At 43.7% G+C, this 26,680-nt stretch carries 22 protein-coding genes; 7 read left to right on the top strand and 15 right to left on the bottom strand.

Annotation, left to right across the window (positions count from 1 at the left end):
* Positions 1–166: 166 nt before the first annotated feature.
* Entirely contained in the window at positions 167–553 is a 387-nt protein-coding gene (apaG, locus tag GGD38_RS37265) for a Co2+/Mg2+ efflux protein ApaG (protein ID WP_081170573.1), read from the bottom strand.
* A 246-nt stretch (positions 554–799) separates the two neighbouring features.
* Here apaG and GGD38_RS37260 point away from each other — a divergent pair, with 246 nt between their 5' ends.
* Positions 800–2,251 (top strand): NADP-dependent isocitrate dehydrogenase, encoded by a 1,452-nt coding sequence (locus GGD38_RS37260; protein WP_375298015.1) that lies wholly within the window; start codon positions 800–802, stop codon positions 2,249–2,251.
* A 93-nt stretch (positions 2,252–2,344) separates the two neighbouring features.
* On the opposite strand, the gene GGD38_RS37255 is transcribed toward GGD38_RS37260, so the two are convergent.
* The 5 genes from GGD38_RS37255 to GGD38_RS37235 form a co-directional block, all read right to left on the bottom strand.
* Entirely contained in the window at positions 2,345–2,572 is a 228-nt protein-coding gene (locus GGD38_RS37255) for a hypothetical protein (RefSeq protein WP_375298014.1), read from the bottom strand.
* Between the two features lie 29 nt (positions 2,573–2,601).
* The gene (locus tag GGD38_RS37250; protein WP_375298013.1) at positions 2,602–2,835 is read right to left on the bottom strand and encodes a hypothetical protein; all 234 of its coding nucleotides are present in this window, start codon (positions 2,833–2,835) and stop codon (positions 2,602–2,604) included.
* Positions 2,836–2,886: 51 nt separating this feature from the next.
* Positions 2,887–3,231, bottom strand: a complete 345-nt coding sequence (locus GGD38_RS37245; RefSeq protein ID WP_375298012.1) for a translation initiation factor — start codon at positions 3,229–3,231, stop codon at positions 2,887–2,889.
* A 25-nt stretch (positions 3,232–3,256) separates the two neighbouring features.
* Positions 3,257–4,111, bottom strand: coding sequence for a carboxylating nicotinate-nucleotide diphosphorylase (gene nadC, locus GGD38_RS37240; RefSeq protein WP_375298011.1), 855 nt, complete (start codon positions 4,109–4,111; stop codon positions 3,257–3,259).
* Between the two features lie 124 nt (positions 4,112–4,235).
* Entirely contained in the window at positions 4,236–4,625 is a 390-nt protein-coding gene (locus tag GGD38_RS37235; protein WP_375298010.1) for a DUF4783 domain-containing protein, read from the bottom strand.
* 140 nt (positions 4,626–4,765) lie between these two features.
* Between GGD38_RS37235 and gpmI the strand changes: the two genes are divergently transcribed.
* Complete coding sequence (gpmI, locus tag GGD38_RS37230; RefSeq protein ID WP_375298009.1) at positions 4,766–6,289, top strand: 2,3-bisphosphoglycerate-independent phosphoglycerate mutase; 1,524 nt, start codon at positions 4,766–4,768, stop codon at positions 6,287–6,289.
* Between the two features lie 85 nt (positions 6,290–6,374).
* Here gpmI and GGD38_RS37225 read toward each other — a convergent pair whose 3' ends face one another.
* Entirely contained in the window at positions 6,375–8,231 is a 1,857-nt protein-coding gene (locus GGD38_RS37225; RefSeq protein WP_375298008.1) for a cbb3-type cytochrome c oxidase subunit I, read from the bottom strand.
* A gap of 248 nt (positions 8,232–8,479) precedes the next feature.
* On the opposite strand from GGD38_RS37225, the gene GGD38_RS37220 reads away from it, so the two are divergent.
* The 4 genes from GGD38_RS37220 (at position 8,480) to uvrC (ending at position 13,266) form a co-directional block, all read left to right on the top strand.
* Positions 8,480–9,094, top strand: coding sequence for an RNA polymerase sigma factor (locus GGD38_RS37220; protein ID WP_375298007.1), 615 nt, complete (start codon positions 8,480–8,482; stop codon positions 9,092–9,094).
* Between the two features lie 71 nt (positions 9,095–9,165).
* Positions 9,166–10,656, top strand: coding sequence for a hypothetical protein (locus GGD38_RS37215; protein WP_375298006.1), 1,491 nt, complete (start codon positions 9,166–9,168; stop codon positions 10,654–10,656).
* A 149-nt stretch (positions 10,657–10,805) separates the two neighbouring features.
* The gene (locus GGD38_RS37210) at positions 10,806–11,411 is read left to right on the top strand and encodes a hypothetical protein (RefSeq protein WP_375298005.1); all 606 of its coding nucleotides are present in this window, start codon (positions 10,806–10,808) and stop codon (positions 11,409–11,411) included.
* Between the two features lie 7 nt (positions 11,412–11,418).
* Entirely contained in the window at positions 11,419–13,266 is a 1,848-nt protein-coding gene (uvrC, locus tag GGD38_RS37205) for an excinuclease ABC subunit UvrC (RefSeq protein ID WP_375298004.1), read from the top strand.
* A 342-nt stretch (positions 13,267–13,608) separates the two neighbouring features.
* Here the strand turns inward: uvrC and gldN are convergent, their stop codons facing one another.
* The 8 genes from gldN to GGD38_RS37165 all read right to left on the bottom strand — a co-directional run bounded on the left by gldN (position 13,609) and on the right by GGD38_RS37165 (position 24,895).
* The gene (gene gldN / locus GGD38_RS37200; RefSeq protein WP_375298003.1) at positions 13,609–14,637 is read right to left on the bottom strand and encodes a gliding motility protein GldN; all 1,029 of its coding nucleotides are present in this window, start codon (positions 14,635–14,637) and stop codon (positions 13,609–13,611) included.
* Positions 14,638–14,661: 24 nt separating this feature from the next.
* Entirely contained in the window at positions 14,662–16,206 is a 1,545-nt protein-coding gene (gene gldM, locus GGD38_RS37195; protein WP_375298002.1) for a gliding motility protein GldM, read from the bottom strand.
* Between the two features lie 88 nt (positions 16,207–16,294).
* The gene (gldL, locus tag GGD38_RS37190; protein ID WP_375298001.1) at positions 16,295–17,068 is read right to left on the bottom strand and encodes a gliding motility protein GldL; all 774 of its coding nucleotides are present in this window, start codon (positions 17,066–17,068) and stop codon (positions 16,295–16,297) included.
* 134 nt (positions 17,069–17,202) lie between these two features.
* A complete protein-coding gene (locus GGD38_RS37185; protein ID WP_375298000.1) occupies positions 17,203–18,477 on the bottom strand; it encodes an SUMF1/EgtB/PvdO family nonheme iron enzyme in 1,275 nt (424 codons plus the stop codon).
* 154 nt (positions 18,478–18,631) lie between these two features.
* Positions 18,632–20,689, bottom strand: coding sequence for a thioredoxin domain-containing protein (locus GGD38_RS37180; RefSeq protein ID WP_375297999.1), 2,058 nt, complete (start codon positions 20,687–20,689; stop codon positions 18,632–18,634).
* 299 nt (positions 20,690–20,988) lie between these two features.
* The gene (locus GGD38_RS37175; protein WP_375297998.1) at positions 20,989–21,789 is read right to left on the bottom strand and encodes a uroporphyrinogen-III synthase; all 801 of its coding nucleotides are present in this window, start codon (positions 21,787–21,789) and stop codon (positions 20,989–20,991) included.
* A 25-nt stretch (positions 21,790–21,814) separates the two neighbouring features.
* Positions 21,815–22,879 carry a DUF4271 domain-containing protein gene (locus GGD38_RS37170; protein WP_375297997.1) on the bottom strand — a complete coding sequence of 355 codons (1,065 nt, stop codon included), beginning with the start codon at positions 22,877–22,879 and terminating at the stop codon, positions 21,815–21,817.
* Between the two features lie 63 nt (positions 22,880–22,942).
* Positions 22,943–24,895, bottom strand: a complete 1,953-nt coding sequence (locus tag GGD38_RS37165; protein ID WP_375297996.1) for a hypothetical protein — start codon at positions 24,893–24,895, stop codon at positions 22,943–22,945.
* Positions 24,896–24,950: 55 nt separating this feature from the next.
* Here GGD38_RS37165 and hemW point away from each other — a divergent pair, with 55 nt between their 5' ends.
* The gene (gene hemW / locus GGD38_RS37160; protein WP_375297995.1) at positions 24,951–26,075 is read left to right on the top strand and encodes a radical SAM family heme chaperone HemW; all 1,125 of its coding nucleotides are present in this window, start codon (positions 24,951–24,953) and stop codon (positions 26,073–26,075) included.
* The last annotated feature ends 605 nt before the right edge of the window (positions 26,076–26,680 follow it).

Genomic DNA, 26,680 nt, shown 5'->3' with positions numbered 1-26,680 from the left:
GCCCTTAACAGGCTGACATAAAGCCGCCTTAGAACTTCAAAATTATAGAAAAATAATTAATAGCAGACTTTCAAACTAACACAGAATCTGTTAACATGTCAACCTGTTAACCAGTTTCTTTACGCCCAACAAGCTGAAAGTTTAGCACAATGCCTCTAAAGTAGAATCAATTCATTTTGAAGGGAACAATCATCTCAAACACCGGAATATTCACATCAAATGAAGTCTTATTGAGCAAATTCTCCATAAGGTAAGTGCCATGCATTTTGCCCATTTCGCTACGCAAATTACAGCCGCTTACATATTGGTAACGCTCGCCGGGTTGCAGGGTTGGCTGAACGCCAACTACCCCTTCGCCCTCTACTTCGCGATTGGTGCCATTGCTATCGATAATATACCAGTGGCGGCGATGGAGTTTTACAGGAAAGTTATTGTGATTTTCAATGGTGATCCGATAGGCAAACATATACTCACCCGATACAGGGTTGGAATAATCGGGTTGGTAAAACGTTTCGACACTTATTTCAATGCCTTCGGAAATCTTTGAGACCATTGCACTATCAGTTTGGAAATTAAAGATAATTAAAAATAAAAGCCAGCCATAGCAATTATTCACGTTTTAATATGATTTATTGGTGTTGATGGCTAATTTTGCGGTGGATTTATTCACATCGACAAGTTCTTTATTCCAGAACATGGAACTTTTGCGATAACCAATTCATTACTAACATGTAATAATTAGGTAGCAATCGCGACAAGTTACATGAGGCTTTATTAAAAAACAAAAACTATAATACACATGAAAATTGCAGTGGCCAAAGGCGACGGCATAGGACCCGAGATCATGAGTGCCGTTTTAAAGATTTTTGAAGCCAACAAAGTGCCCCTTGAATACGAAATGGTAGACATGGGCAAATGGGTATTCGATAAAGGATTCTCAAACGGCATGACGCCCGAAGCCCAGCAAACCATCGAGCGCCTGGGTATCTTATTTAAAGGCCCCATGGAAACCCCCAAAGGCAAAGGCGTTAAAAGTGTAAACGTAACAGCCCGCAAAACCTGGAATACCTATGCCAACAAACGGGTATTTCAAACCCTCCACGGTGTTGATACCGTTTTCTCCAAAGCCGGCATTCCCATCGACATTACAGTAGTTCGCGAGAATATTGAAGATACATATGGTGGCATTGAGCACATGCTTACTCACGACGTAGCATTAAGCCGCCGCTTTATTACCCGCCCCGGTAGCTTACAGGTTATTCGATATGCTTTTGAAATGGCCCGCCAAAAAAATGCCCGCCGCATTACCTGTGGTCACAAAGCAAACATCATGAAGATCACCGATGGGTTGTTCCTGGAATGCTTTTATGAAGTAGCGAAAGAATACCCCGATTTAAAAGCTGATGATATAATTGTAGATGACCTGTGTATGAAACTGGTTACCCGCCCCGATACTTTTGATGTGGTGGTGTTAACCAATTTACAGGGTGATATTGTGAGCGACCTTTGCGCCGGCCTAGTAGGTGGTTTAGGTTTTGCCCCCAGCGCCAACATCGGCGACCATATTTGTATTTTCGAAGCAGTACACGGTACCGCACCTGATATTGCCGGAAAGAACATAGCTAACCCAACCGCATTATTATTAAGTGGTTTTGCTATGCTGCGTCACCTTGGCCTTACACAAAATGCCGCTATTATCGAAAATGCATTGCTGTATACGCTTGAGCAAGGTGTGCACACCGGCGATTTTGGCGATAAATCAAAAGCCAGCTTAAATACTACAGAATTTGCCGATGCCATCATCAGCAACTTTGGAAGAACACCCGAGCTGAATGCCAAACCAATAATAGCCAATAAACCAGGTACACCTACTCCGCTAAAGCTGGAAAAGAACACCATGTTGGAGTCGAAAGAACTGGTAAATGAACAGATCATTGGAGTTGATATGTTCATTGAAAGCAACGAACAACCCGATGCCATTGCGAAGAAATGCCAGCGCCATGCAGGTGTTAAATTCAATTTGATCAACATCAGCAACCGCGGTACCCAAGTATGGCCTACCGGCTCGGTTTATACGAACCTGGTGAACCAATACAATGTTCGCTTTGAAAGTATCGACGATCATCAACTGAACCAACAGGATGTTATTGGCCTGTATGTAAGTTTGAGTGGTGACTTTAAGATCCCTTCACTTGAACTGTTGAATAAGTGGGGCGATAAAAAGGGTTATAGCTCAGCTGCAGGGCAATAAGCAATTGACAATAGTAAAAAGCAATCGCCACGTTAATTGACGTGGCGATTGCTTTTTTACTATATAAGGGGAATAAAAGCATTTCCGGTTAAACTAAAGTTTTGCTACAATTATCAGCCAAATAAAAAATACCAACGTCATTCCTGATAAAGACCACAATAATGATTTTTGACCGCTGCGCTTTTTATTAATATTCTCTTCCTTATTAGCAAGCCTTACCAGTTTCAACGAGGTCACAAAATACATTACCATAAAACCGAAAATAGCAAGCATGATCAGCGTGAAAAGCACGCGTAAATAAAATCCAACAAGAGCACCCATGTTTAGGGAGTTTAGGGGTTTACGATCAACTAAAAAATTGTATCCAGAATATCCATTAACTTTTCTGCGAAAATATAACCTAAGCATTTTACCATCAACAATAACACTGAGCCCGAAATGGCAGTGAACAACAATATCCTAAGTCCAAAATCAATTATCCTCCGGTCTTTATTCACTATGCCTGTAACCAATGATGCCAGGGTAAACATCACACCACCAAATGTAGCAGCAAACACTACAGCGTATATGAATGACCAAGCCATAAAGGTAGTTTGTATTTCATTGCCTATTGGTTATTGCCAATTGCCTGTTGATTAACCGGCTTTTTTGCTGTTCTTATAACCATTCTTCAGCAACCATTGCATTACTTTTTCGCGCTGGTCGCCCTGAATAATGATCTCGCCATCTTTGGCCGAACCGCCGGTACCGCAAAAGTTCTTCAGCTTTTTGCCTAGTTCTTCGAGGTCGTTGGGTGTACCAATAAAACCAGTTATTAATGTAACTGCTTTGCCTGCACGCTGTTTGGTATCTAACCACACCCGTAGTTTTTGTTGTTCGGGCGTAAGGGTATTCATTTCTTCCTGCTCCTCTTCAAACTTGAAATTAGGATCGGTACTATATACGAATCCTTTATTATCGGGTTTGTTCTTTTTGCTCATTGTTCAGGGTTATTTCATTAGAACATTATATTATAACAGCTTTCAAACTGAGGTCTAAACTGGCAGCCTGATGTATCAAAGCTCCAACACTTACGTAATCTACACCAGTTGCCGCATATTCGGTAATATTCTCCAGGGTAATTCCACCGCTGGCTTCTGTTTCAATGGTACCGTTTATTAATTTCAACGCCTGCGAAAGCATCTCCGGAGTAAAATTATCAAGCATCACACGGTCAACTTTTCCAAAGGCCATTACCTTTTTTACATCATCGAGGCTGCGCGTTTCCACTTCTATTTTTAACCCCGGTTTAACTTCCTGCACGTAGGTATAAGCCCTATCAATAGCTTTTTCAAGACCGCCGCAATAATCAATATGATTATCCTTCAGCATGATCATATCGTACAGCCCCATGCGGTGATTGTGACCACCGCCAATACGTACCGCTTCTTTTTCAAGCAGGCGAAAACCGGGTGTTGTTTTTCTGGTATCAAGCAACCGGGTGGCGTAACCTTTTAACCGGTCGGTATATAAACGGGTGAGGGTGGCAATGCCGCTCATGCGCTGCATACAATTCAATACCAGCCGCTCGCATTGCAAAATGGTGTGCACTGTGGCTGTTACCTCAAATGCATTTTCACCGGCTTCCATGCGGTCGCCGTCTTTTTTTAGTGCAGTAAATTGTATGGAAGGTTCTTTATATCTGAAAATGGCCTCGGCAACCTGCATACCGGCAACAGTACCGGGCTGTTTGATCTTTAACACGGCTTTTCCCCGGGCATCGGCAGGAATAACGGAAAGCGTAGAATGGTCTCCGTCGCCTATATCTTCCTGCAAGGCGGTTTCGATTAAATGGTGCAGCTGTTCGTTGAATGTGAGCATATGCACAAAGGTAACAATATCGGTATAGATACTGCGTATTAGGTGGTCACAGCGGCGATAATAAACAGCTGAATAGGCAATAGGCAACACCTGAAATTCGGCAACTTTGCCTATTGCCTATTGGTTATTCCGTTACTTCGAACCCAAGCTCCTGAACAACCTGCTGGTCGCCCTTTTGCTTCATAAAGAATTTAGTGCGGAAATTTCCATTTTTGGTTTGCAGTAATCCGATGCAGAACTGGGAGCCATTTTGCTCCCCTTTATGTTTTACGATGAAGTTCTTTACAGTATTGTTGCCAAAAAAATCTTTCAGGATCATTTCAGCCTGGCTTTTGCTGTAATTATCGCTTTTACCTGGTAACGACAGATCTACCCGGCTATCAAAGTACTTCGATAATTGTGTTGCATTACCAGTGCGCATTGCAGCAACTACGTCATCAATAGAATAAAGGGGTGCAAAGGATACCAGGACCAGCGAAACGGCCACAATCGCAAATCCCAGATACTTTTTCATAATTGAGCGAATTTTACTTTTCACCGCTAAATTCGCTAAAAATATGCCAAACTAAGAATGCTGCCAAAAATTACTACTACCGCGTCATTGCATTACCTTTGCAGCGTTTTCTATCAAACCAAACACAATCACATAGTTATATGCCAAATAATAAAGCTATATTAATCATCATGGATGGTTGGGGCCTTGGAAAGGTTAAATCTTCCGATGCAATTCAAAACGCTAATGTTCCATTTGTTAGCTCTTTATACGCAAAATATCCTAATACAACGTTAATTACCTGTGGCGAACAGGTAGGTTTGCCCGACGGCCAAATGGGTAACAGCGAAGTAGGACACCTGAACCTGGGCGCCGGCCGTATTGTTTACCAGGAATTACAGCGCATTAATGTTGCAGTACGTGATGGATCTTTCTTTAAAAATGAGGTGCTGTTAAAAGCCATTCGCTATAGCAAGGAAAATAAAAAACCGCTGCACCTTATTGGTTTGGTAAGCGACGGTGGTGTACACTCGCACACCAGTCACCTAAAAGCTTTAACAACGCTGTGCGCACAGGAAGGCCTGACCGATGTTTTTGTTCATGCGTTTACTGATGGTCGCGATACAGATCCTAAAAGTGGACTGGGTTATGTTACCGACTTACAAAAACACCTGAACACCAGCACTGGTAAAATTGCTTCCGTAAGCGGCCGTTATTACGCTATGGACCGCGATAAACGCTGGGAGCGTGTTAAACTCGCTTATGATGCCCTGGTAAATGGCATTGGCGAAAAAGCTACTGACGCGCTGGCAGCAATTCAACAATCGTACGGCGCCAATGTAACCGATGAATTTATAAAACCAACCGTTGTAATTGGTGCCAACCAGCAACCACTGGCCACTATAAAAGATGGTGATGCAGTTATCTGTTTCAACTTCCGCACCGACCGTTGCCGTGAGATCACCGAAGTGCTTACCCAAAACGACTTTCCCGATTTTGGCATGAAGAAACTGTCGCTGAACTACACTACCATGACGGAGTACGACAAAACATTCAAGAATGTTAATGTGGTTTTTGAGAACGATAACCTGAATAATACCCTGGGTGAAATTTTGGCCAATAACGGAAAGAAACAGATCCGTATAGCCGAAACTGAAAAATACCCACACGTATCATTCTTCTTCAGCGGTGGCCGCGAAAAGCCGTTTGATGGTGAGAACCGTATAATGGTCCCCTCGCCCAAAGTAGCCACTTACGATTTGAAACCCGAAATGAGCGCAATCGAATTAACCGATGCCATTGTTCCGGAGATAGAAAAAGAGTCGGCTGATTTTATTTGTTTGAACTATGCCAATGCCGACATGGTGGGCCATACCGGTGTTTTTTCTGCCGCCATTAAAGCAGTTGAAACTGTTGACAAATGTGTTGAGCGTGTGGTTACCGCGTCACTGGAACATGGCTATACTGTTTTCTTAACTGCCGACCATGGTAATGCCGATTACCTCATTAATGAAGATGGTACACCTAATACAGCACATACGATGAACCTGGTACCGCTGTTCATTATAGATAAAAACTTTAAAGGCACTATTAAACCTGGTAAGCTGGGTGATATTGCGCCTACCATTCTCACCATGATGGGATTGCCTATTCCGCAGGAGATGACGGGTGAGGTGCTGGTGTAATGTGATAATTAGCTAATTTGATAATGTGATAATGAAAATACAAACATTAGCATTGTATTCATTATCACATTATCTAATTATCACATTAGCTAATTGATTTCGTACTTCCCACTACGTGCGGCTCGCTCACCTCTGTAGCACCAACAGGCTCTGTTTGCATAATGAAGCCCCTTTCATCCTTATCATAATCATACGCCCAGCGATGCACCTCGGGAATTTCACCTTCCCAATTTCCATGCGGCGGTAATATTGGCGTCGTCCACTCAAGCGTATTCGATTCCCAGGGGTTCTGTTTGGTTACCCTTCTTCCTTTGAATATGGAATAAAAGAAGTTGAATATAAACAACAGTTGTATGGCAAATACAATGATGGAGGCAACGGTAATAAAGCGGTTCAGGTCCTGAAACTGATTAAACGATTGCCACTGGCTGTAATCGAGGTAACGGCGCGGCATACCTGCCAACCCCATGTAGTGCATAGGCCAAAAGATACAATATGCGCCTGTTAACGTAACCCAAAAATGAATAAAGCCCAGGGTGGTGTTCATATACCGCCCGTACATTTTAGGGAACCAGTGATATACTCCTGCAAACATACCCAGCATGGCAGCCACGCCCATTACCAAATGAAAGTGTGCAATTATGAAGTACGTGTCGTGCACATGAAGATCGATGGTTGAATTACCCAGCCAAATGCCGGTAAGCCCACCCGAGATAAACACACTTACAAACCCAATAGCAAACAACATAGCTGGTGTAAACCGAATGTTTCCCCGCCACAGTGTAGTAAGCCAGTTAAATACTTTAATAGCCGAGGGAATGGCTATAAGCAACGTAAGCAATACGAATACCGATCCTAAAAAAGGGTTCATGCCTGTTACAAACATATGGTGCGCCCATACCAGGAACGACAATGCCGCAATGGCAAACAACGAAGCCACCATGGCCGCATAGCCAAAAATGGGTTTACGTGCATTAACACTGATCACTTCCGAAGCTATACCCATGGCCGGTAGTATTACAATGTATACTTCGGGGTGGCCTAAAAACCAAAACAGGTGTTGGTATAAGATGGCATTTCCGCCTTCATTTGGCAGGGCCTGCCCGGTTGAATTAAGAAAGATATCGGTTAAATAAAAACTGGTTCCCATATGCCGGTCGAACAACAACAGGATGAAACCCGATAGCAATACCGGGAACGACAAAAGCCCTAAACAGGCGGTAAAGAACAGCGCCCAAATAGTGAGCGGCAGGCGTGTCATGGTCATGCCCTTGGTACGCAGGTTCATTATTGTTGAAATATAGTTGATGCCTCCCAGCAGGGTGCTTACTACAAACAGGGCAAGGGCCAGCAACCAGTAATCCATTCCCTGGCGCGAACCGGGCATGGCATCGCCCAATGCACTAAGGGGTGGATAGGCCGTCCAACCGCCACTGGCAGGGCCCGTTTGCAAAAAAAGCGAACTGAACATTACAATGCTGGCCGCAAAAAAGAACCAGTACGAAAGCATATTTAACATGGGTGAAGCCATATCGCGGGCGCCGCATTGCAGCGGTATCAGAAAGTTGGCAAAGGTGCCGCTTAAGCCGGCCGTCAATACAAAAAAGATCATGATGGTGCCATGCATGGTTACCATGGCATAATAGAACTCAGGGTTCAATACCCCGCCTTCGGCCCAGTGGCCTAATAATGTTTCAAGCCATGGAAAGCGTTCGCCAGGGTAACCAAGCTGCAGGCGAAACAGTACAGAGAACGCAGCGCCTATAACGGCCCAGGCCATACCAGTAATGAGGAATTGTTTGGCGATCATTTTATGGTCCTGGCTAAAAACGTACTTCGTCCAGAACGATTGCGGGTGGTGTTCTGTATGCCCGTTCCCATTATGTATTGTTTCAATACCTGCCGTACCGGCGGCATGTTGTAAGTCCTCCTTGTTACTCATGATAACTAGTAAGTTTAAGATGCCATGTAGAAATAATTTCCGGTCAACTGGTCTGTTTCATGAAGGAGTTTAAGAGATATCATAAACGCAGCAAAACTTACGCCACCTGCCCTGCTTAAATAAGTGAATTTCATTGACTATAAAGTGCTCAGTTTGGTAAATGGCCGCAAACCCTGCATGCAGCAGATTAAAATTGATGCCCCAATCGGGTAATTTTTTATAAATAGCGCAGCAATTACTTCGAAAAATTGTCTAAATTACAGGGCAACCAAACGGTTAATATGACCGACGACGCCATTTTACAAGGCTGTTTACGTAACGATACGACTGCCCAGCGGGAATTGTACAACCGGTACAGTCCCAAGATGCTGTCTGTTTGTTACAGGTTCGCCCACCACCGGGAAGATGCTGAAGACATGTTACAGGAAGGATTTATAAAGGTATTTTCACAAATACATACCTTCCAGAACAAAGGAGCATTTGAGGGTTGGATAAGGCGAATCATAGTTCATACCTGTATCAACCACCTCAAAAAGAACAAGAAGTTCAACGAAAGCGTCGACATCATCCATGCAACCAGCATCCAGGTGCGCGAAGAATCGGTGCCCTCGATAGTACAGGCAAAACAGGTAGTGGAATGCATTCGCTTACTACCTATAGGTTACCGTACGGTACTTAACCTGTATGCCATCGAAGGTTATTCGCACAAAGAAATTGCCGAAATGCTGGATATAGAAGAAAGTACCAGCCGTTCGCAATATACCCGGGCTAAACAAATGCTTGAAGACATTCTTGTGAAGAAGAAGATCATTATGCGGCCCAAGGAGAAAGTCAATTGGTTAGGTGTAGCAGCGGGAAGATAAACCAAAACATCACTCTAATACTGATAGCTATTTAACCCTATGAAAAACATACCGTACAAACACTAATTGATATGGAGCGAGGTTTTTACAATGAGGATATTGAAGAACTGCTGAAAGAAAAAGCTGACCAATATAAAATGTATCCTTCTGATAAGGTGTGGAAAGGTATACACCGTTCATTACACCCCAACAGAAAATGGTATTGGTTAAGTTTAGTTCTCTTTCTGGGTGCGGTCGGCTACTATACGTTCATTGAGTTCATTACTCCATCAGCCGCAAACAAATCTTCTATTGCCGAAAACAACACTTCTTCTTCCGATTCTAAACAAACTGAAACCACCCAATCGAATAATTCTACTAAAGCTGTTATAGTACCGTTTGGCACACCCAAACAAACCAACAATACTACTATCAAAGAAAGAACTTTTGTTCTCAATCCCGATAATAACAACGAAAACCAACAGGCTTTAGTTATCCCAATAATTCAGCCTGCCCCCTCTCCTGCTACCGTTATTGCCGTGGCAGGTATTCCTGAAAATCATACACTGGCATTTAACAACGAAACACCTGTATACGATCTCAATAGCTGGCAAGCCAGAAAATTATGGCAGCCCGAACTGGCCAATAACGAAACCGAAACTAACAGCTTAGATTTTACCAATGTACAGGCAGGTCATCAAACAACAGCCCAGGTGCCTGCCGCCACTACTTTAACCAACCCTATATCGGTTAACGAGTCGAAGCTGGAAGCTAATACCAACAATACCGAAGAAGATAATAAACGGGTAAGCTGGATGGCGCAACATGCCGTTTACGAGTTAGCTGTTCCAAAACAAAAACGCCTGAGCTGGCAGTTGTCATTTACACCTACCATGAACTATCGCAGGTGGAGAGGCAGCAACTACCCTTCAGATGTAAAAACTTTACCCCTGGCGCCTATTATCCCCGGCGATCCTGATAAACTGGTTAATCATAAACCAGCCCTGGGTTTCGAATTCGGTTCAAACCTTTTGTATGCGGTGAACAAGACCTTCACACTTAAAACAGGTTTGCAGTTCAATTACATTCGCTACGATATTCAGGCTTACAGCTCTTATGCTTATGAACCAGCCACTATAGCCCTTAACTCGGGTTATGGTATTGTAACAGGGCAGCTTACTTCTTATACGCGTTACCGCAATTTTGGCGGCGATGCTGCCGAGGACCTGCATAACCAATACTTTCAGTTGAGTGTGCCAGTGGGCCTTGAAGTAAACCTGTTAGGCAATAAGAAATTACAGGTAGGCATTGCCGGAACGGTTCAACCCACTTATTTGCTGAACCGCAACACATACCTCATAACTGCCGATTACAAGTACGCAACAGAACCGGCATTGGTTAGAAAATGGAATATAAATACCAGCGCAGAAGCGTTTGTTTCTTATAAGACCGGCGACCTGAAATGGCAGGTTGGTCCGCAGGTGCGTTATCAATTATTATCAAGTTACATCAAAGAATACCCTATTCGCGAGAACCTGTTTAACTATGGTATCAAGATAGGCGTAACCAAAACTATCCGCTAACTTTCGAAGTATGAAATAAGAAGTAGGAGGTAAGAAGAACCCCATTTTTCTTACCTCTTACTTTTTTATACTTCCTACTTCTTACTTCACCACCCCGCTCCGGTTCATTACAATTGAATTAAGAGGATACTTTTCAATAATTTTACCCGATGAAGCTGATAAACCTTTTAGTACCGGCCCTGTTATTGCTGGCCGTAGCCTGTAAGCATAAACCCAAAGAGCCGGCCGTTGCCACCACCCAGGATTCAACTGAAAATAAAAGCTACCTGCCTGTAGCAGATTTTATCAGGAACGATATCACCAGGGTAGATTCTTTTGCCGGTGGTATTATGAGAAAAATAACCGTCGATGGTAAGAAGAAGGATTCAAACTTTATTCAGTTACCGGCATTTCACCAGCTGGCCAGCCAGTTTATACTGCCCGAGCTGGATTCGGCCTCATTTCATGAGCATTTCAAAGAAAGCTCATTAATGGATGAAACCACTGAAATGATCCAGTTCATATATTCGGGTAAAGTGGGCGAATGGCCGCTGCGCAACGTAATGGTTTATATAAATCCCAGCCTGGCCAACGATCAGGTGAACCGCGTTTATATGGAGAAGGATTTCAACAGCGGCGACACCACCGTTCAACAACGTTTTACGTGGAAGATGGGTGAATATTTCTATATCACCACCGTGAAACAACCAAAGACCGGTCCGGCTGTTACTACTATTGATAAAGTGATTTGGGACCCCGAATATTTTGCAGAGTAATTGAATTATGACAGCACAGGAATTTCAAAATATTGCCTCTACATTACCGGTTGAACCCGGTATTTACAAATATTACGATTCGGCAGATACATTGCTTTATGTAGGTAAAGCAAAACATCTCCGCAAACGTATCAGCTCCTATTTTACCAAAACCTTTACCTCCTATAAAACACATGAGCTGGTTCAGCGTATAAAGCGCATAGAGTTCACTATTGTGCCAAGTGAGCAAGACGCCTTTTTGCTTGAGAACTCGCTGATAAAACAGTTTCAGCCCCGTTTTAACATCAACCTGAAAGATGATAAAACGTATCCCTACATCGTTATCAAAAAAGAGCACTTCCCCCGCGTTTTTCTTACCCGCCGCAAAATTGCCGACGGCAGTGAATACCTGGGCCCTTTTACCTCGGTAGCCCGGGTACGCGAACTGCTCGATTTTATAAAGGCCAATATTCAGCTGCGCACCTGTAAGCTGAACCTGAGCCCGGCCAATATTGCCAAAGGAAAGTTCAAAGTGTGCCTCGAGTATCACCTGGGTAATTGTAAAGGCCCCTGCGAAAGCCTGCAAACCGAAGAAGCTTATAACGAGGGCCTGCAGCAGTTACGTAACATTCTTAAGGGTAACCTGGGCCCGGTTATACAACATTTCAAATCAGAGATGCGGGCTGCAGCAGAAGAACTGGCCTTTGAAAAAGCACAGATCATTCATAAGAAAATTGAACACCTCGAGCAATACCAGGCCCGCTCTGTGGTAGTTAGCAGGCACCTGGGCAATGCCGATGTATTCTCAATTCTTCGCGATGGCGATGCCGCTTATGTAACATACCTGATGATGCAGAACGGCACCATTGTACAAACGCATACATCGCAATGGGAAACCCACCTCAATGAACCCATTGAAGAAATACTATCGTTTGCCGTAGCACAGCTTCGCACAACGTTCAACAGTCTTTCGCCCGAGATCATAGTTCCTTTTGAGATTGAATATGCCGAGCCGCAAATTGTGGTAACCGTACCAAAGGCCGGCGACAAAAAGAAACTGCTCGACATGGCCGAAATGAACGTGAACTATTTCAAGGAAGAAATACGGCAACGCAAAATGCTTAAGCTCGATGGTAAAGATGAATCAACAAAACTGCGGGTGCTTGAGCAAATAAAAGACGATCTGCAATTGCCTTCCGTTCCCGTTCATATTGAATGTTTCGATAACTCCAACTTTCAGGGCAGCTATCCCGTATCGGCCATGGTATGTTTTAAAAATGGGGTGCCCAGTAAATCCGATTACCGTCACTTCAATGTAAAAACTGTGCAGGGTATTAATGATTTTGCCACTATGAAAGAGGCTGTAACCAGGCGTTATAAACGTTTACAACTGGAAGAACAGCCATTTCCGCAACTGGTGATCATTGACGGTGGTAAAGGACAGTTAGGTGCCGCATTGGAAGGTATACGTGAGTTGGGCCTGGGCGGACGAATGACCATTGTTGGCCTGGCAAAGAATGAAGAAGAAATATTCTTCCCCGGCGATCAGCAATCGGTGAAGCTGCCTTACAATAGCGATAGTTTAAAACTGATACGTTCCATACGCGATGAGGTGCACCGTTTCGGCATCACTTTCCATCGTAATAAACGCAGCAAGGGAACATTCAAGAACGAACTGGAGCAAATAAAAGGCATTGGCAAGAGTACTGCCGAACAGCTATTGAAAGAGTTTAAATCGGTGAAGCGGGTGAAAGAATTAAGTATGGCAGATTTGACCGCGGCCGTGGGTAATGCGAAGGCCACTTTGATAAGGAATTATTTTGATACGCCCCAGTCTCCTCCTCAGGCGGGTGAAGAAGCTCTTACGCCGGAATAAGATATACGAAGTAAGAAGTATGATGTAGGAAGTATGAGGTCTTTCATACAAGGCACAAAGAACGTTAACTAACATGGGTAGGTCTAAAAAGAAAAAGGGGCCCGGATAGACATCCAGCCCCGTTTTTAAAATCCAATATCCTATGAAAAACCATTGTAAATGGTGAATCGGTACCAGAAAACAATACCTAAATGTGGGTATTTTTAAAAAAATTCTTGATATAATGTTTATACAGCGAGTACACTTTACTCCTATTTTACAATGGCTTAAGTTAATAATTTAAAAAGGGTACCGTAAATTTACGATACCCTTTTTAGTTATAGTTAAACGTTCAACTTTTTCTTAGTAAGACCACAGGTCCTGCTCGTAGTTGAAGATCCGCTCTTTCATGTTATCGCCTTCCAGCAATGCAAGAATAGGATCTTTTATGTACGATTTAATGAACTCGTCGTTGGGGTTGTTAACCGTAGATTTAATAATACGGCTGGCGAACATACGGCTTTCGAAAAGCTCTTCCCAACTCATACGGGCGCCAAAGTTTTTACCATTGTACACCTCGTGACGAGCGAAAATAGGTCTCAGATCGGGGTAGTAAACCCAGAAGATAGGCGTTACATCGCGGAACGAGCCATCGTCGTTTGTGATGGTCTTCAGCGGGGCGATCCCAAGGATACGCACCTGCATACGCGAAGATTCTTTATCGAATACCCAGTCTTCTTTAACCCAGTATCTTTCTATTTTGTCAGGATTGAACTCCTGTACGATAGTAGTATCACGCATCAAACCTTTAGAACCATCAGGGTCGTTCTTCAGGTCGGGAACCGAAATGATAGTTGGTGTACCAACCAGTCCTTTCACGATCTCCTGGAACGGTAAAGGAGTAGTGAACCGATCATCTTCAGAAGAGAACGCAGTAATGCTGTCGTTCTTGATAGCGTTCAACAGGATGTAAATGAAACGCTGATTACCCTGATCGCCTTCAGCTTTGTAAACGAAAGGCAGGTTCATCTTTTCGTGTACATCTATCTCGCGCCATACACGTTGCATATATGCGGCATCATCTTCACGTATGTGTTCGTATGCCAAAGGAATACGGTCTTTAACCAGGTTACGCTCAATGGCGTTATCATTACGCAGCGACTTTTTGATCGGCGGAATGTCCAGTTTTGCTTCAACCGGAGCTGGTTTTACGGTATCTACCGGTGGCGGAGCCACGGCGGCAGTAGGCGTATTTCTGTTGCGGTTGGTGGTAGCACCTTTACGCACAGCTTTCTTCCGTACAGGTTTTTTTCTAGCCTGTGCATCTACTGTTGTGGCAGCAAAAACCAACACAGTCAGCAACAAACACAATTTTATGATTCGGTTCTTCATTTGTTCCCTGTTTTTAAAAATTTGTTACTTAAGGGTAAAGTTCATACCCGGAATTTCACGTTTACGACCATCGGGCCCAATTACCTGAATTTTGTCGAAGAACACTCTTGAGCCAGGACCGCAACGAGAGATAAGGCTTGCTGCCTGACCGCTCCAACGGTTACCTTCGTTATTAGCTTCAGAGTACAGTTGTACTGGTCCACCTACTGCACCTACTGTGTAACTTACTACCTGGAAGGGAGCCATGAAATCGCTTTCTTCCAGTTTAGCGATTACAGCACCTACAGCTTTCAACTCGGCAGAAGAGATGTTACCACCTTTCTTAGCACCGATGAAGGCAGCTGGCGGAGGCAGATATTTTAAGCGCATAGGGAACTCGAAGTTCTTACCATCTGCGTTTACAACGATCTTAGACATACCAGGTTTGCTGGGTTTTGCAATGTAGTGACCAGCACCATCTTTAGTGATTGAACCATCGGCGAAAGAAACACGTGTTTTCTCAGCACCTACGCTACCACCAGAGATAGTAAGCGGGTTATCAACACCAATATACATTACGTTCATCTTTTCGAGGAAGATAGATGCACCTGAAGGAACACCTACTGTATACTTGATGGTTTTGGTAACTTTCTCAGGCGTACCATCGGGTTTGTTGAACTCGATAACTACGTTTACTGAATGGTCGCCAGTTCCGCTTGCTTTAGTTTTCATTACCGCAGTACCATCAGCTGTTAAAGTCTGAGGAGCACCGTTGATAGTGATACGTGGTTTAGCAGCGTCGCTGAACGCACCTACACCGGCAGTGATCTCAACATCATCACCAGGCATAGCGTATGTGGTGTTTGATGTAGCGATAGCCTGGAATTTGTTGTATACGATCTTAACTTCACCAATTTTAGAGTGGAAGTGATCAACAACCTGAGATTCAGTTCCTTTAACATCGTTCTGGAATTTGCTCAGGATAGTTAAACCGGCAATGGCAGGGGTCATGTGGAAATAGCTCTGTGTCCAACCCTTATAATCATTACCATATTTAGTACCTGTTTTAGATTCAGGAACAGTTAAATCAATAGGAATTGATTTCTCAAAAGGTCCGGCTTCATTACCCAACAAAGCGAGCATGGCTTTTTTATAGTTGCCCAGCTTCTCGTATAAGTCTTTACCTTTTCCTTTTTGGTCCATCAGGCGAATAGAAGCATCAATATTATCGGCATTGATCTCTTGTTTGCCATTGTGATGGTTTTCGTGAGAACCGGCTTCTTTTGTAAGCTCGGTTTTCAGACCTTCAATATAGTCATAAAGCTCGGCAGACAATTTCTTAGCCTCTTCAGCTTTAGGCGCCCAGGCCGAAGCCTGTGCTTGTGTTTGAGGATCTTTTAACTTTTCAGCAAAAGACTCATACGTTAATTTATTCTTGTCAGTAATTACCTGGTTTGATTTAGTAATACTGCCGTTTACAGTTACGAAGGCGTTGAGGATCTCTGATGATACGTTGAGTGCCAGCAGGGCTGTAAGCACCAGGTACATCATGTTGATCATCTTCTGCCTCGGCTCTTTAGGTAAAGCCATGGGTTAGGTTTTTCTAGTTTAAACAAATTTTGTTACACTAATCTGATTGCCATTTACATGGGTAACAGGATATGGACTACCATCCTAATTAACGACCCTGCATAGCAGTGAGCATGTTACCATAGATGGTATTCAGGTGGCTCAGGTTACCTGCCAGTTTAGAGATCTGTTCGTGCGCTTTCTTAGCATCATCTACGCTACCTTGCATGGTTTGTGAAGCCTGTACCAGGTTTCCGTAGAAGCTATTCATAGCTTTCAGGTGGTTGTTGGTATCCTGTAACTCCAGTTCATAAATTGCATTCAGTGAACCTAAGTTTTTGGTCAATACCTGTACTTGCTCGTGGAATTGTTTAGTGCTGTCGGCAGCTGAGTTAAAGCTGGAAACAGTTGAAGCAGCGCCTTGGTAAACGTCCTTCATTTTGTCCAGAGCTACAGTAACTTCTTTAGTTTTATTAGTGAAGTCAGAAGTAGTTTTAACTACATCAGATACATCAGCTATATTGTTTACAGTAGAACCTAATTTTTTGAAACCTTCGCTTAAACGGGCCAGGTTAGCAGGAGTGATGTCAGCTTCGTGGAACATTTCGTCCATTTTAGCAACTGCAGGGTTACCTGAATTGCCGCTAACGCCACCAGCTAATTTTGGTAATGCTTCAGCAATAGCATGCATTTCTGATCCGGGAGGGGGTAAGAATGCATATACAACGAAGATCACAGCTTCTGTGATAAGACCTGCCGTTAAGAAGAAATCAGCGAGGGCCTGGTGCGTAATTTTTTGCCAGGCACCGAAGATCACGACAGCAGCACCCATACATACGATTACGTTTACCAGTCTTTCAGTAGATTTAGAAACTCCAGCCATAACTTTAATTTTTAATTTTTAGAAAACGGGTTTTCAATAGGGATGAGAGAATAAAATACCAGTTTGATTTTGTTGTTAAATCAATCTCCAATAAAACGGATTAGCCGTTAAAAAATTTTACTCTAAATTAGATTTTAACGTTTCTTCTGCATTGCAGGTAAATCAATTACACAGCGGAAGCCGATGTAAGACTTAGCCGTATCCATATATTCATAAGCACGGGTGCTCGTTTGGAGGAAGAAGCCTACGTCTTTCCAGCTACCACCGCGGATTACCTTACGTTTCATACGTGGAGGATCATCATCTTTGGCATCGAAACGAATGTCAGGATTCATATCGTGTTGGAAGTTGTAAGCACCTTCGTAGAACAGTGAAGAGGTCCACTCACTTACGTTACCTGCCATACAATACAAACCAAAGTCGTTTGGCCAGTAAGCATCGGCACGTGCAGTGTAGAATGCGCCATCTTCAGGATAGTTACCACGGCCAGGTTTGAAGTTAGCCAGTAAGCAACCTTTTCTGTTTCTCAGATAATAGTTACCCCAGGGGAACATTGATTGAGAACGACCGCCACGGGCAGCATATTCCCACTCTGCTTCTGTTGGTAAACGGAAATCTGATTCGGTAGGTCTTTTCTTAGATTCGAGGTAAGAATTCAGGTAGTGCGTTCTCCATTCGCAGAAGGCTGAAGCCTGTTTCCAGTTAACACCTACTACAGGATAGTTCCCGAAAGCAGGGTGAACGAAATACCTTTTGGTCATGGGCTCGTTGTATGAGTAAGAGAAGTCACGAATCCAAACCAGGGTATCTGGGTATACAGGAACATTCTTCTTTACAATGAACTGAGAGCGGGGTCTGCCGGCATTTTCTCTTTTGGCAGCTTCTTTCAGCTCAAATATTTCAGAATGGTATATCAATTTAGAAGGATCGATCTCCTTTTTGCCGAAAACGCGGTTCTCGGGCGACAGGATCAGCTGGTCGATCTTCTCAACTGTAGCTTTATCATCCCATTTAATGGTTTTGGCTTTTTTCCAGTCGATCTGGAAAGTACCATCTACTTCTTTACCATATTGAAGCAGTGTGGCGCCAATAGAGTCGCGCACCCACCACACAAACTGACGGTACTCGTTGTTTGTGATCTCGGTGGCGTCCATCCAGAAGCCATTAATTGAAATTTGCTTGTTGCGCGCAGTGTAAGCATAGTTTACATCCTCATCGCTGGGACCCATATGGAAGGTGCCTGGTGGTATGTATACCATCCCAGGAGGCCTGGTCATATTGTACTTGGAAGCCGCCGATACGCCATGTAGCTGGCCATCATTCGGTGCGCCTTTTGAGGATTTTCCTACTTTGCCACATCCGGTAGCGATCAAAGCTACCAGCGCTGTTAAGGCGGATAGGTTCTTCATTTTCATAATATTAAAGGGTATTGGGCAAAAATAATGTTTTACCGACTTCATCACAAGAATAGAATTTATTTTTTAAAACTGCAATTACGTGATATAAGCTTTCATGTAAACGATACCGGAAATTGGATTATTGTATCGCCAAAATTTTAAATTTTTACACATTTTTCAGAAGACGGATCAGGTCGCTCACTTTGTTTACAGGCGTACTACACTGGTAGTTTTTACATAAGTATATTTGCGTATCCGGGGAGGATGGTTTTGCGGCAAGTAAGGGTAAATCATTATCTGCCTGTTGAGCCGATTGCATTACCCGAAAAGGGATAAAATGCCCTAAAAGCTCCCGCCTTACAATTTCTGCGTCCTTTCCAATAATGGCTATTTCTGCAATTCCCCCAAGAATAGAAAGTATCATGGTTGCCCATACGCCAAATGAACCCGGATACCGGTGCACTGCCTGCTGCAAACCTGCGCACATTTTAATTGCCCGCTCGCGCCACCCGGTTATATCAAAAACAACGCCTATATACTGCAAATTAAAAGCCATTATTGCGTTTCCGGAGGGAACGGCGCCGTCGTACACTTCTTTTTTACGCACAATAACGTCCTGCTGACCCTTATGTGTGTAAAAGAAGTATCCGGTCTCTTCTTCACTAAATTGCTCAATAACCCATTCTGTTAGTGATTTTGCCTTATACAGATAGTCTGCAATACCCGAAATTTCCTGCAAATGGATCAACGCCTGTATTAAATACGCATAATCGTCTAAAAAGGCTGGGTACTTGGCTATTTCTTTTTTATATGTATGAAAAAAATTCAACCCATCATTTGTGAACCGCTTCATGATAAATTCCATGTTCTCCCGCGCCACCACCTCATATTGAGGATTTCCAAATACGCTATACGCCCTGCTGTACGCACTGTTCATTAAGGCATTCCACCCCAACAACACTTTATCATCGAGCAGTGGCCGCACCCGTTCACTCCGCTTTTGTAACAGCTTTTCACGGCTGCGTTGCAGTAACTCCTGTAAGGTTTGAACCGGTATATTCTTCGCCACCGCAAACTCCTCCAACGGCTTACGTATGTTCAGAATGTTGGTATGTTCCCAATTACCACCTTCGGTTACATCGTAGAACTCACAAAAAATGGCCGCATCGTGCTGTAATACCTCCTCTATTTCGGCCTTTTGCCATACATAGAACTTTCCTTCTACCCCTTCGCTATCGGCATCCAAAGCAGAATAAAAACTTTTCTCGGGCGAATACATTTCACGTTCTACAAAAGCCAGGGTTTCCTCAACCGCCTGTTTGTATAAAGGCTTCTGCGTTAACTGGTAAGCATCGCACAGCGCAATTACCAGCAACGCATTATCGTATAACATTTTTTCAAAGTGGGGCGCCAGCCATTCTTTATCTGTTGAATACCTGGCAAAACCACCGCCCAGGTGATCGTACAAACCGCCCTGGAACATTTTATCGAGACTGAGGCAGGCCTGCTGTAGCGCCACCTCGTTCTTTGTTAAATGATAGTACCTCAGTAAATACCCAATTGTAAACGTTTGGGGAAATTTAGGGGCATTACCAAAACCGCCATCTTCGGTATCGGCTGTACCCATAATATTATTGAACATGGTATCGGCCACTTCCTGCGAAAAAAGCCCTTCCATATTAATATTACCTGCAACAGCCTGTTGCCCGAATGAATTGGATTGTACGATATGGCCGGTTAGGTTGGTTGCCTGCTGATCAATATCGGCACGTTTTTCGGCCCAGGCATTGGCAACGCCGGCCAGTACATCTATCCAGGAAGGCCGGTTGTAAATTGCCTTTGGCGGATAATAAGTGCCGCCATAAAACGGCCGCCCGTCGGGAGTAAGAAAAACATTTAATGGCCAGCCGCCACTGCCCGTCATGGCCTGAACGGCATCCATATATATATGATCAAGATCGGGCCGTTCTTCCCGGTCGATCTTAATGTTCACGAAATACTCGTTCATGATCTCGGCCGTTTGCTCGTCTTCAAAACTCTCCTTCTCCATTACATGACACCAATGGCAGGCTGCATAGCCAATACTTACCAGTATGGGTTTATCTTCCTGTTTCGCTTTATTCAGTGCTTCATCGCCCCAGGGATGCCAGTCTACAGGGTTATGGGCATGTTGCAACAGGTACGGACTGGTTTCCTGCGCCAGTTTGTTGGTGTGCTTTGCCATTTCCTAAAGTTAAAAGGTTTAGGTATATGGTTGAGAATGTTGATGTAAAATGGTGTAAAACCGCTATTGAATACAGCTTAAAGCCAAAAGCCTAAAGCTGAAAGCAAATACAGTTATTGCTTAAGCGATCATAAGGATGCAAATTATAAACCGGAGGAGATCAAGGGGTAACTGGCAATAGACAATGGGCAATTGGCAAAAAAAACAATAAGCAATTAACAGTACAACATTTGCCAATTGCTTATTGCCTATTGCGGTCGGTCAACTATGAAATGATTACCCGACCTATTCTAAAATCTTTATTTCTTTTTTGTGTTTGCCGCAAGATATTGCTCCAACGCCGCCACCATTGAAGGTGCCTGGGGTTGCGGAGCTTTAATATCCAACGTTAAACCAGCCTCTTCAACAGCGCGGGAAGTATTACTTCCGAATGCGCCAATGCGGGTGCCATTTTGTTGATAGGCAGGAATATTATCGAAAAGGCTTTTTACACCGCTGGGCGTAAAAAAGCAAATGATATCGTATTCTGTATTGGTGAGCAGATCTTTTACATCATTGCTGATGGTGCGGTACATAAATGGCGTGGCAAATTCGCAATTGTTTGCTTTCAGCCAGCCCACGATCTCGTTATCCTGTTGGTTCTCAGAACATGGGTACAGGAATTTCTCGTTCTCTTTATGCTTGTTGATCACATCAAACATACTCTTGTTGGTACCATCGGCCCCATAAAACACTTTACGCTTACGATACAAGATGAATTTCTGCAGGTACAGGGCAACGGCTTCAGTAATACAGAAATACTTGGTATCCTGCGAAATGGTCACTTTCATTTCTTCGCAAATGCGGAAGAAGTGATCGATGGCGTTGCGGCTGGTAAATATTACACCTGTGAAATTGGCTATCTCTATCTTTTGTTTGCGGAACTCTTTGGCAGGGATACCTTCAAGACGTATAAAGGGCTGGAACTCCAATTCAACACTGTACTTTCTGGCAAGTTCGAAGTACGGCGATTTATCGGTTTCCGGCCTGGGTTGAGTAATCAGGATTTTTTTAATGGTTTGAGTAGCTGCTGCTACATTTTTAGCCCCGTTTTTAACCATAATAGCCAAGTATGGATTTGCAAAGTTAATAACTTCTTTCCACAAAAATCAATAACACCTTGTAAATCAATAAAAGGGGTGCTATTTCGAAGGCGCAAAGGTAAATAAAAAAATGGAATCTTGAGAGTTTAATCTCATTTCTTACTGGCCTGTACGCTATTATAAACCGATAAATAAATAATATGGCGATAAAGAAATAAGTGAGAGTAATTAGAACCGTCAAAAAAGTTCCTTTCGCAAACGCCATTAATAACAAGGCGGGCAGTAAATATATGCCCATCATCTTGTTTACAAGGAAAACAATGAAGATGTAGGTGTCGGCTGCCGACCTTATATTGAACATCCAGCCAATCATTTTAAGTAAGATGAACTTACCAAGATAAATGGTTGCAATCACTACACAGCAATAGACCAGCAACAGCCACCTGTTTACACCAGGGGTTATATTATAATAGTCTGCCACAAAACTCAGGAACAACCCGGCCGAAATAACAAACAGGATGTTCAGCATTAAAGAAGGCAGGGGCGACTGCAACACCTGGTCGCGAATTTGTTGCTGACGCATGGTGACCCTCATAAACAGGGTCTTCAGATTATCGAGATACTTTATATAGGCAACGCGAATAAAGCCAAAATAGAACAACAGGGCGCACAGGAAATAGAACATGCTTTCATCGCGGCTTTCCTTTTTCAATTGCTCGGTGATCTTTACACCCTTTCCATAGAAGTTGAAGTAGGGATGGCTTTGCAGCACTTTATGAAAACCCTCTAAAGTTGGCTTGGGCTCTGGCAGCGGCGATCCTTTCATAACCGAAGCAACGGGAATTCCCGTATCGGGCCGCGAAGAAACTACAACGGGCGGTTTTGCAGGCCGCGCGCTATCAACCGCTGCAACAGTGTCTGTAGCAGCTTTTAACGCCGTATCGGCCACCAGTTTAATGGTTGTATCTTTCTTTATGCGGGGCGTGTCTTTTTTGATACGTGAAACCGAATCACGGTGTTCCCTAACAGGAATAGTATCCTTTCCGCCTTGCGCAAGCGACACTATGCATAAACAAGTATAAAAAACAAGTAGTAACAGTTGCTTCACAGGGAACATTTGGGTTTGCAAAAATATTGTAGCGCCGGCATTGAGTGAAAAGAATTTATTACCTCAAAAATAATTAACGTACCCAATATGGATCTTCGATTGCCGCATGTTGAACTTCGCGTCATCCCGTTTACCCACGGCATACGACAAATTAAAGATCCCCGCCCTGGTTTCAAAGGCCATTCCAAACCCTGTGCCCCAGTAATAATTGCTCACCCGGCTATAAACAGCCGCATTTTTCGACCAGCCTCCATCAATAAAATAGCACAGGTATGAATTTCGCCCCACAAGGTAACGGTACTCAAGGGTGCCAATGGCATATTGTGATGCAAAAATGCTTTCTTCATCAAAACCACGCAATAATTTATATCCACCAATTTGAAACAGTTCGTTCCTGAACAGGGCCGGACTTTCGATCCAACCACCATTTACAGCCGTTTTGAGGGTTGAATAACGATTCATTTTGAAAAAATGGGCCAATGTGGCTTTTAGTTTAAACTGGTAACTGTTCAGTTTTACCGTATCGTACAGGCTGTTGAAATCAAATGCCGGATCGCCTTCGTCTTTCAGTCCTACGATCACTGTATTCTTTTTAATGGTCTTGGAGCCGGCCGTAAGGTACAATTGCCACTCATTTCCCTTACGGGGGTTAAAACGGTAATCGGTATTGAACCACTCATAATTAATACCCAGGTTCACGGTACGAATATCGGCCTGCTCAGGCAAAATGCGGGCGCTCTTTACAAGCACGGTATCTACTGTTAATACATTGGTTTGAAAGCTTTGAATGAACACGCTTCCACCCTGACTGGCCGAAATGGCATACTGCGCTCCTGCCTGCATATTGATGTTCACAAATGAACTGTCTTTTTTAAACAGGTTGAAACTTGCGTTCACTCCAAAGGGCGAGCCAAACAGATAGGGTTGTAAAAAAGAAAGATCGAGCCGGGGCGATTTTACCTGCAATTGCTGCCAGTTGATGCCAATGCTTTCGCCATTGCCCAATGCATTTTTCAGGTTAATGGTTGCCTCACCGGTTATTTGAAGTTTGTTATTTTCGGTTTGCGTGCTCGAAGGCAAAAAGCCCACCAGTACGTTTATCTGGCTGCTGCGTTTAGGCGCCAGGTATACATTCAATACCGATCCGGTGCCCAGCATGGTCATGTTCCAGGGTTGTTGTTCCTGCACAAACGCCAGGTCGTTGAGCTTTTTGCTTACGCTCATCAAGCGCTCCTTTTTATAATAGCTGCCATTCATTATGCCCAGATAGCGCTGTAAAAAGGTAGATGAAATATTTGCCGTTCCATAATTGCGAATGCTGTCGATCTTATACAGGGGGCCTTTATTAATGCGCAGCCAGGCTTCCAGCTGCTGGTTCACTAAAGTGATGCTGTCGAGCTTTATTTTGGCAAAGGGATAGCCATTGTTTTCGAGGTAGTCGAGCAATTTTTGCTGGGCAGCCATTACCTGGTCAAAGCTCAGGTTTTGTTTTTTTGTATTTCGCAGGTTGAGATTTATGGCCTCAAGCAATTTTCTATCGGCCGAATCAATATGCAAATTGGCCCATTGGTAGGTTTCGCCAATATACAGCGCGCATTCTGCCCCAAAGACATTATAGAAAACTGTATCTACTGAAGCGGCCGGATAGCCTTTCGATTGCAACAGTACCGGCAGGTTCTGCACATAATCCCGCGCCAGCATTTCGTTCTTGAAATCTGTTTCCAACCGCAATGTTGAAATGAAAACCGAATCCTTATCAACCGGTTTTATTTGCAACCGGTATTGGGCAGAAAGCAAACAGGGAATAAGCAGTAATACAAAAGTTTGGAGTATGCGGTTTATAGTTTTCAGTTTCCAGTTCCCGGTTCCCGGTTCCCAGGCCTTATGTGCCGCCTGCAGATAAGAAATCGGGCGCTCCGGGTTTCGGGTTTCCGGTAACTGGTAACTGGTAACCGGCAACTGCCAACTTCTCTCAGAAGCGTCAAAATACTTATTACATGACACTATCTTTGCCATTCGGAACGATCAATATTGATTAAACTGTAATATTCGAAAAAAAATACGGAATACGATGGCAGGCATTTATTTACATATCCCATTTTGCAGGCAGGCCTGTCATTATTGTAATTTTCATTTCTCCACTTCACTGAAGCTAAAGAACGAATTTGTAGAGGCTTTATTGAAGGAAATACACCTGCAATCGACCTATTTGCCTTCAGAACCGGTGAACACCATTTATTTTGGTGGCGGCACCCCTTCCCTGCTTAGCATTGAAGAGCTTACCAGTATTTTGCAAACCCTGCGACAAACTTTTTCGGTAGCAGCCGATGCTGAAATAACCCTGGAAGCCAATCCCGATGATATTGTTGAAGAAAAACTAAATGACTGGAAACAGGCTGGCATAAACCGCTTAAGCATAGGCGTACAATCATTTTTTGAAGAAGACCTGCGCTGGATGAACAGGGCGCATAGCGCCAAACAGGCAATTGACAATTTGCAATTGGCAAGAAAATACTTCGACAATATTACTATCGATCTTATTTACGGCACGCCAACCCTGCCCGATGATAAATGGCAGCACAACGTGCAACAGGCCATTGACCTGGGTATTACGCATTTGTCGTGTTATGCGCTTACCGTTGAGCCCGGCACCGCCCTGGCTCATATGATAAATAAACATAAGACGCTTGATGTTAATACCGAAGACCAGGCCCGGCAGTTTTTGCTGTTGATGGACTGGATGCAGGCAGCCGGTTACGAGCATTATGAGATCTCGAACTTTGCACTGCCCGGTATGCGTAGCCGCCATAACAGTTCTTACTGGCAGGGCGCCTCGTACCTGGGGTTAGGCCCTTCGGCGCATTCGTTCAATGGCAAAAGCCGCCAATGGAATATTGCCAACAACGCCTTGTATATAAAATCGCTTAAAGAAGATAAAGTTCCTTTTGAAATAGAGAACCTCACCGATACACAACAGCTGAACGAATACATTATGACTTCCCTGCGTACTATGGAAGGGTTGAATATTGAACATGTGGTTAACCGGTTTGGTGAAAAAGCAGCCGGTACATTGCATCAGGAAGCAAAACAGTTTATTGAAACCGGTAAAATGCAGTTGAACAATGGCTACCTGCAACTAACCAAAGAAGGCAAATTGTTTGCCGATGGTATTGCGGCGGAGTTGTTTGCGGCCTGAAGGGGAGAACCGCCAATGCAAAGGGCGGCTCGCGCTCTTTCGCACATAGGCCCATGTCAACCTCCTATGTTAGCCTGTCAACTTTTCAACTATGTCAATGATCTGTAGCAATGCTAACTCAAATGTACATCACATAACGCCTCGCTTTTGAAAAATGGGACGGGCTTCGCAAAAAGCTGGGACGAATAGCACTTTCTCTAAGGAGTTGATGTTTTTTTTTGGGACGGGCTTCGCAAAATGTTGGGACGAACAGTCGAAAACCAGGGACGAATGATACCCTGACCGCTCTGCCTCCCCCGGCTCCAAGGCACAAAGAGACATCATGCCTCGTCCTAAAAAAACCAATAATGTAAAGGAGGTTTCTTCGGGTCTTCTTTTACTCTGAGTGCAGGCATAGTTTACCCTTCTTCGTTAATTGTTTGCAAGTTGTTCGCAAATTTGCGAGGAAGCCCCATAGCATTCCCGAAGCAGGTACGAACAATTTGCGAACAATGTGTTGTAATGGATTATTGTCTCGTCCGGAAATAGCTATACACGTGAAGAATAAATCCTGAAGCAACTATACATAGGTATTTGGTAATCCTGAAGTTGCTTTACAGGTTGAG

This window comes from Niastella sp. OAS944, from assembly GCA_024809215.1.
GTDB lineage: Bacteria > Bacteroidota > Bacteroidia > Chitinophagales > Chitinophagaceae > Niastella.
Note: the sequence above shows the minus strand (reverse complement) of the source record. Positions and strands in the feature narration are given on the sequence as shown.

Coding starts and splice junctions, on each gene's coding strand:
- apaG (WP_081170573.1), bottom strand. CDS start 553: ATGGTCTCAAAGATTTCCGAAGGCATTGAAATAAGTGTCGAAACGTTT.
- GGD38_RS37260 (WP_375298015.1), top strand. CDS start 800: ATGAAAATTGCAGTGGCCAAAGGCGACGGCATAGGACCCGAGATCATG.
- GGD38_RS37255 (WP_375298014.1), bottom strand. CDS start 2,572: ATGGGTGCTCTTGTTGGATTTTATTTACGCGTGCTTTTCACGCTGATC.
- GGD38_RS37250 (WP_375298013.1), bottom strand. CDS start 2,835: ATGGCTTGGTCATTCATATACGCTGTAGTGTTTGCTGCTACATTTGGT.
- GGD38_RS37245 (WP_375298012.1), bottom strand. CDS start 3,231: ATGAGCAAAAAGAACAAACCCGATAATAAAGGATTCGTATATAGTACC.
- nadC (WP_375298011.1), bottom strand. CDS start 4,111: ATGCTCACATTCAACGAACAGCTGCACCATTTAATCGAAACCGCCTTG.
- GGD38_RS37235 (WP_375298010.1), bottom strand. CDS start 4,625: ATGAAAAAGTATCTGGGATTTGCGATTGTGGCCGTTTCGCTGGTCCTG.
- gpmI (WP_375298009.1), top strand. CDS start 4,766: ATGCCAAATAATAAAGCTATATTAATCATCATGGATGGTTGGGGCCTT.
- GGD38_RS37225 (WP_375298008.1), bottom strand. CDS start 8,231: ATGAGTAACAAGGAGGACTTACAACATGCCGCCGGTACGGCAGGTATT.
- GGD38_RS37215 (WP_375298006.1), top strand. CDS start 9,166: ATGGAGCGAGGTTTTTACAATGAGGATATTGAAGAACTGCTGAAAGAA.
- GGD38_RS37210 (WP_375298005.1), top strand. CDS start 10,806: ATGAAGCTGATAAACCTTTTAGTACCGGCCCTGTTATTGCTGGCCGTA.
- uvrC (WP_375298004.1), top strand. CDS start 11,419: ATGACAGCACAGGAATTTCAAAATATTGCCTCTACATTACCGGTTGAA.
- gldN (WP_375298003.1), bottom strand. CDS start 14,637: ATGAAGAACCGAATCATAAAATTGTGTTTGTTGCTGACTGTGTTGGTT.
- gldM (WP_375298002.1), bottom strand. CDS start 16,206: ATGGCTTTACCTAAAGAGCCGAGGCAGAAGATGATCAACATGATGTAC.
- gldL (WP_375298001.1), bottom strand. CDS start 17,068: ATGGCTGGAGTTTCTAAATCTACTGAAAGACTGGTAAACGTAATCGTA.
- GGD38_RS37185 (WP_375298000.1), bottom strand. CDS start 18,477: ATGAAGAACCTATCCGCCTTAACAGCGCTGGTAGCTTTGATCGCTACC.
- GGD38_RS37180 (WP_375297999.1), bottom strand. CDS start 20,689: ATGGCAAAGCACACCAACAAACTGGCGCAGGAAACCAGTCCGTACCTG.
- GGD38_RS37175 (WP_375297998.1), bottom strand. CDS start 21,789: ATGGTTAAAAACGGGGCTAAAAATGTAGCAGCAGCTACTCAAACCATT.
- GGD38_RS37165 (WP_375297996.1), bottom strand. CDS start 24,895: ATGGCAAAGATAGTGTCATGTAATAAGTATTTTGACGCTTCTGAGAGA.
- hemW (WP_375297995.1), top strand. CDS start 24,951: ATGGCAGGCATTTATTTACATATCCCATTTTGCAGGCAGGCCTGTCAT.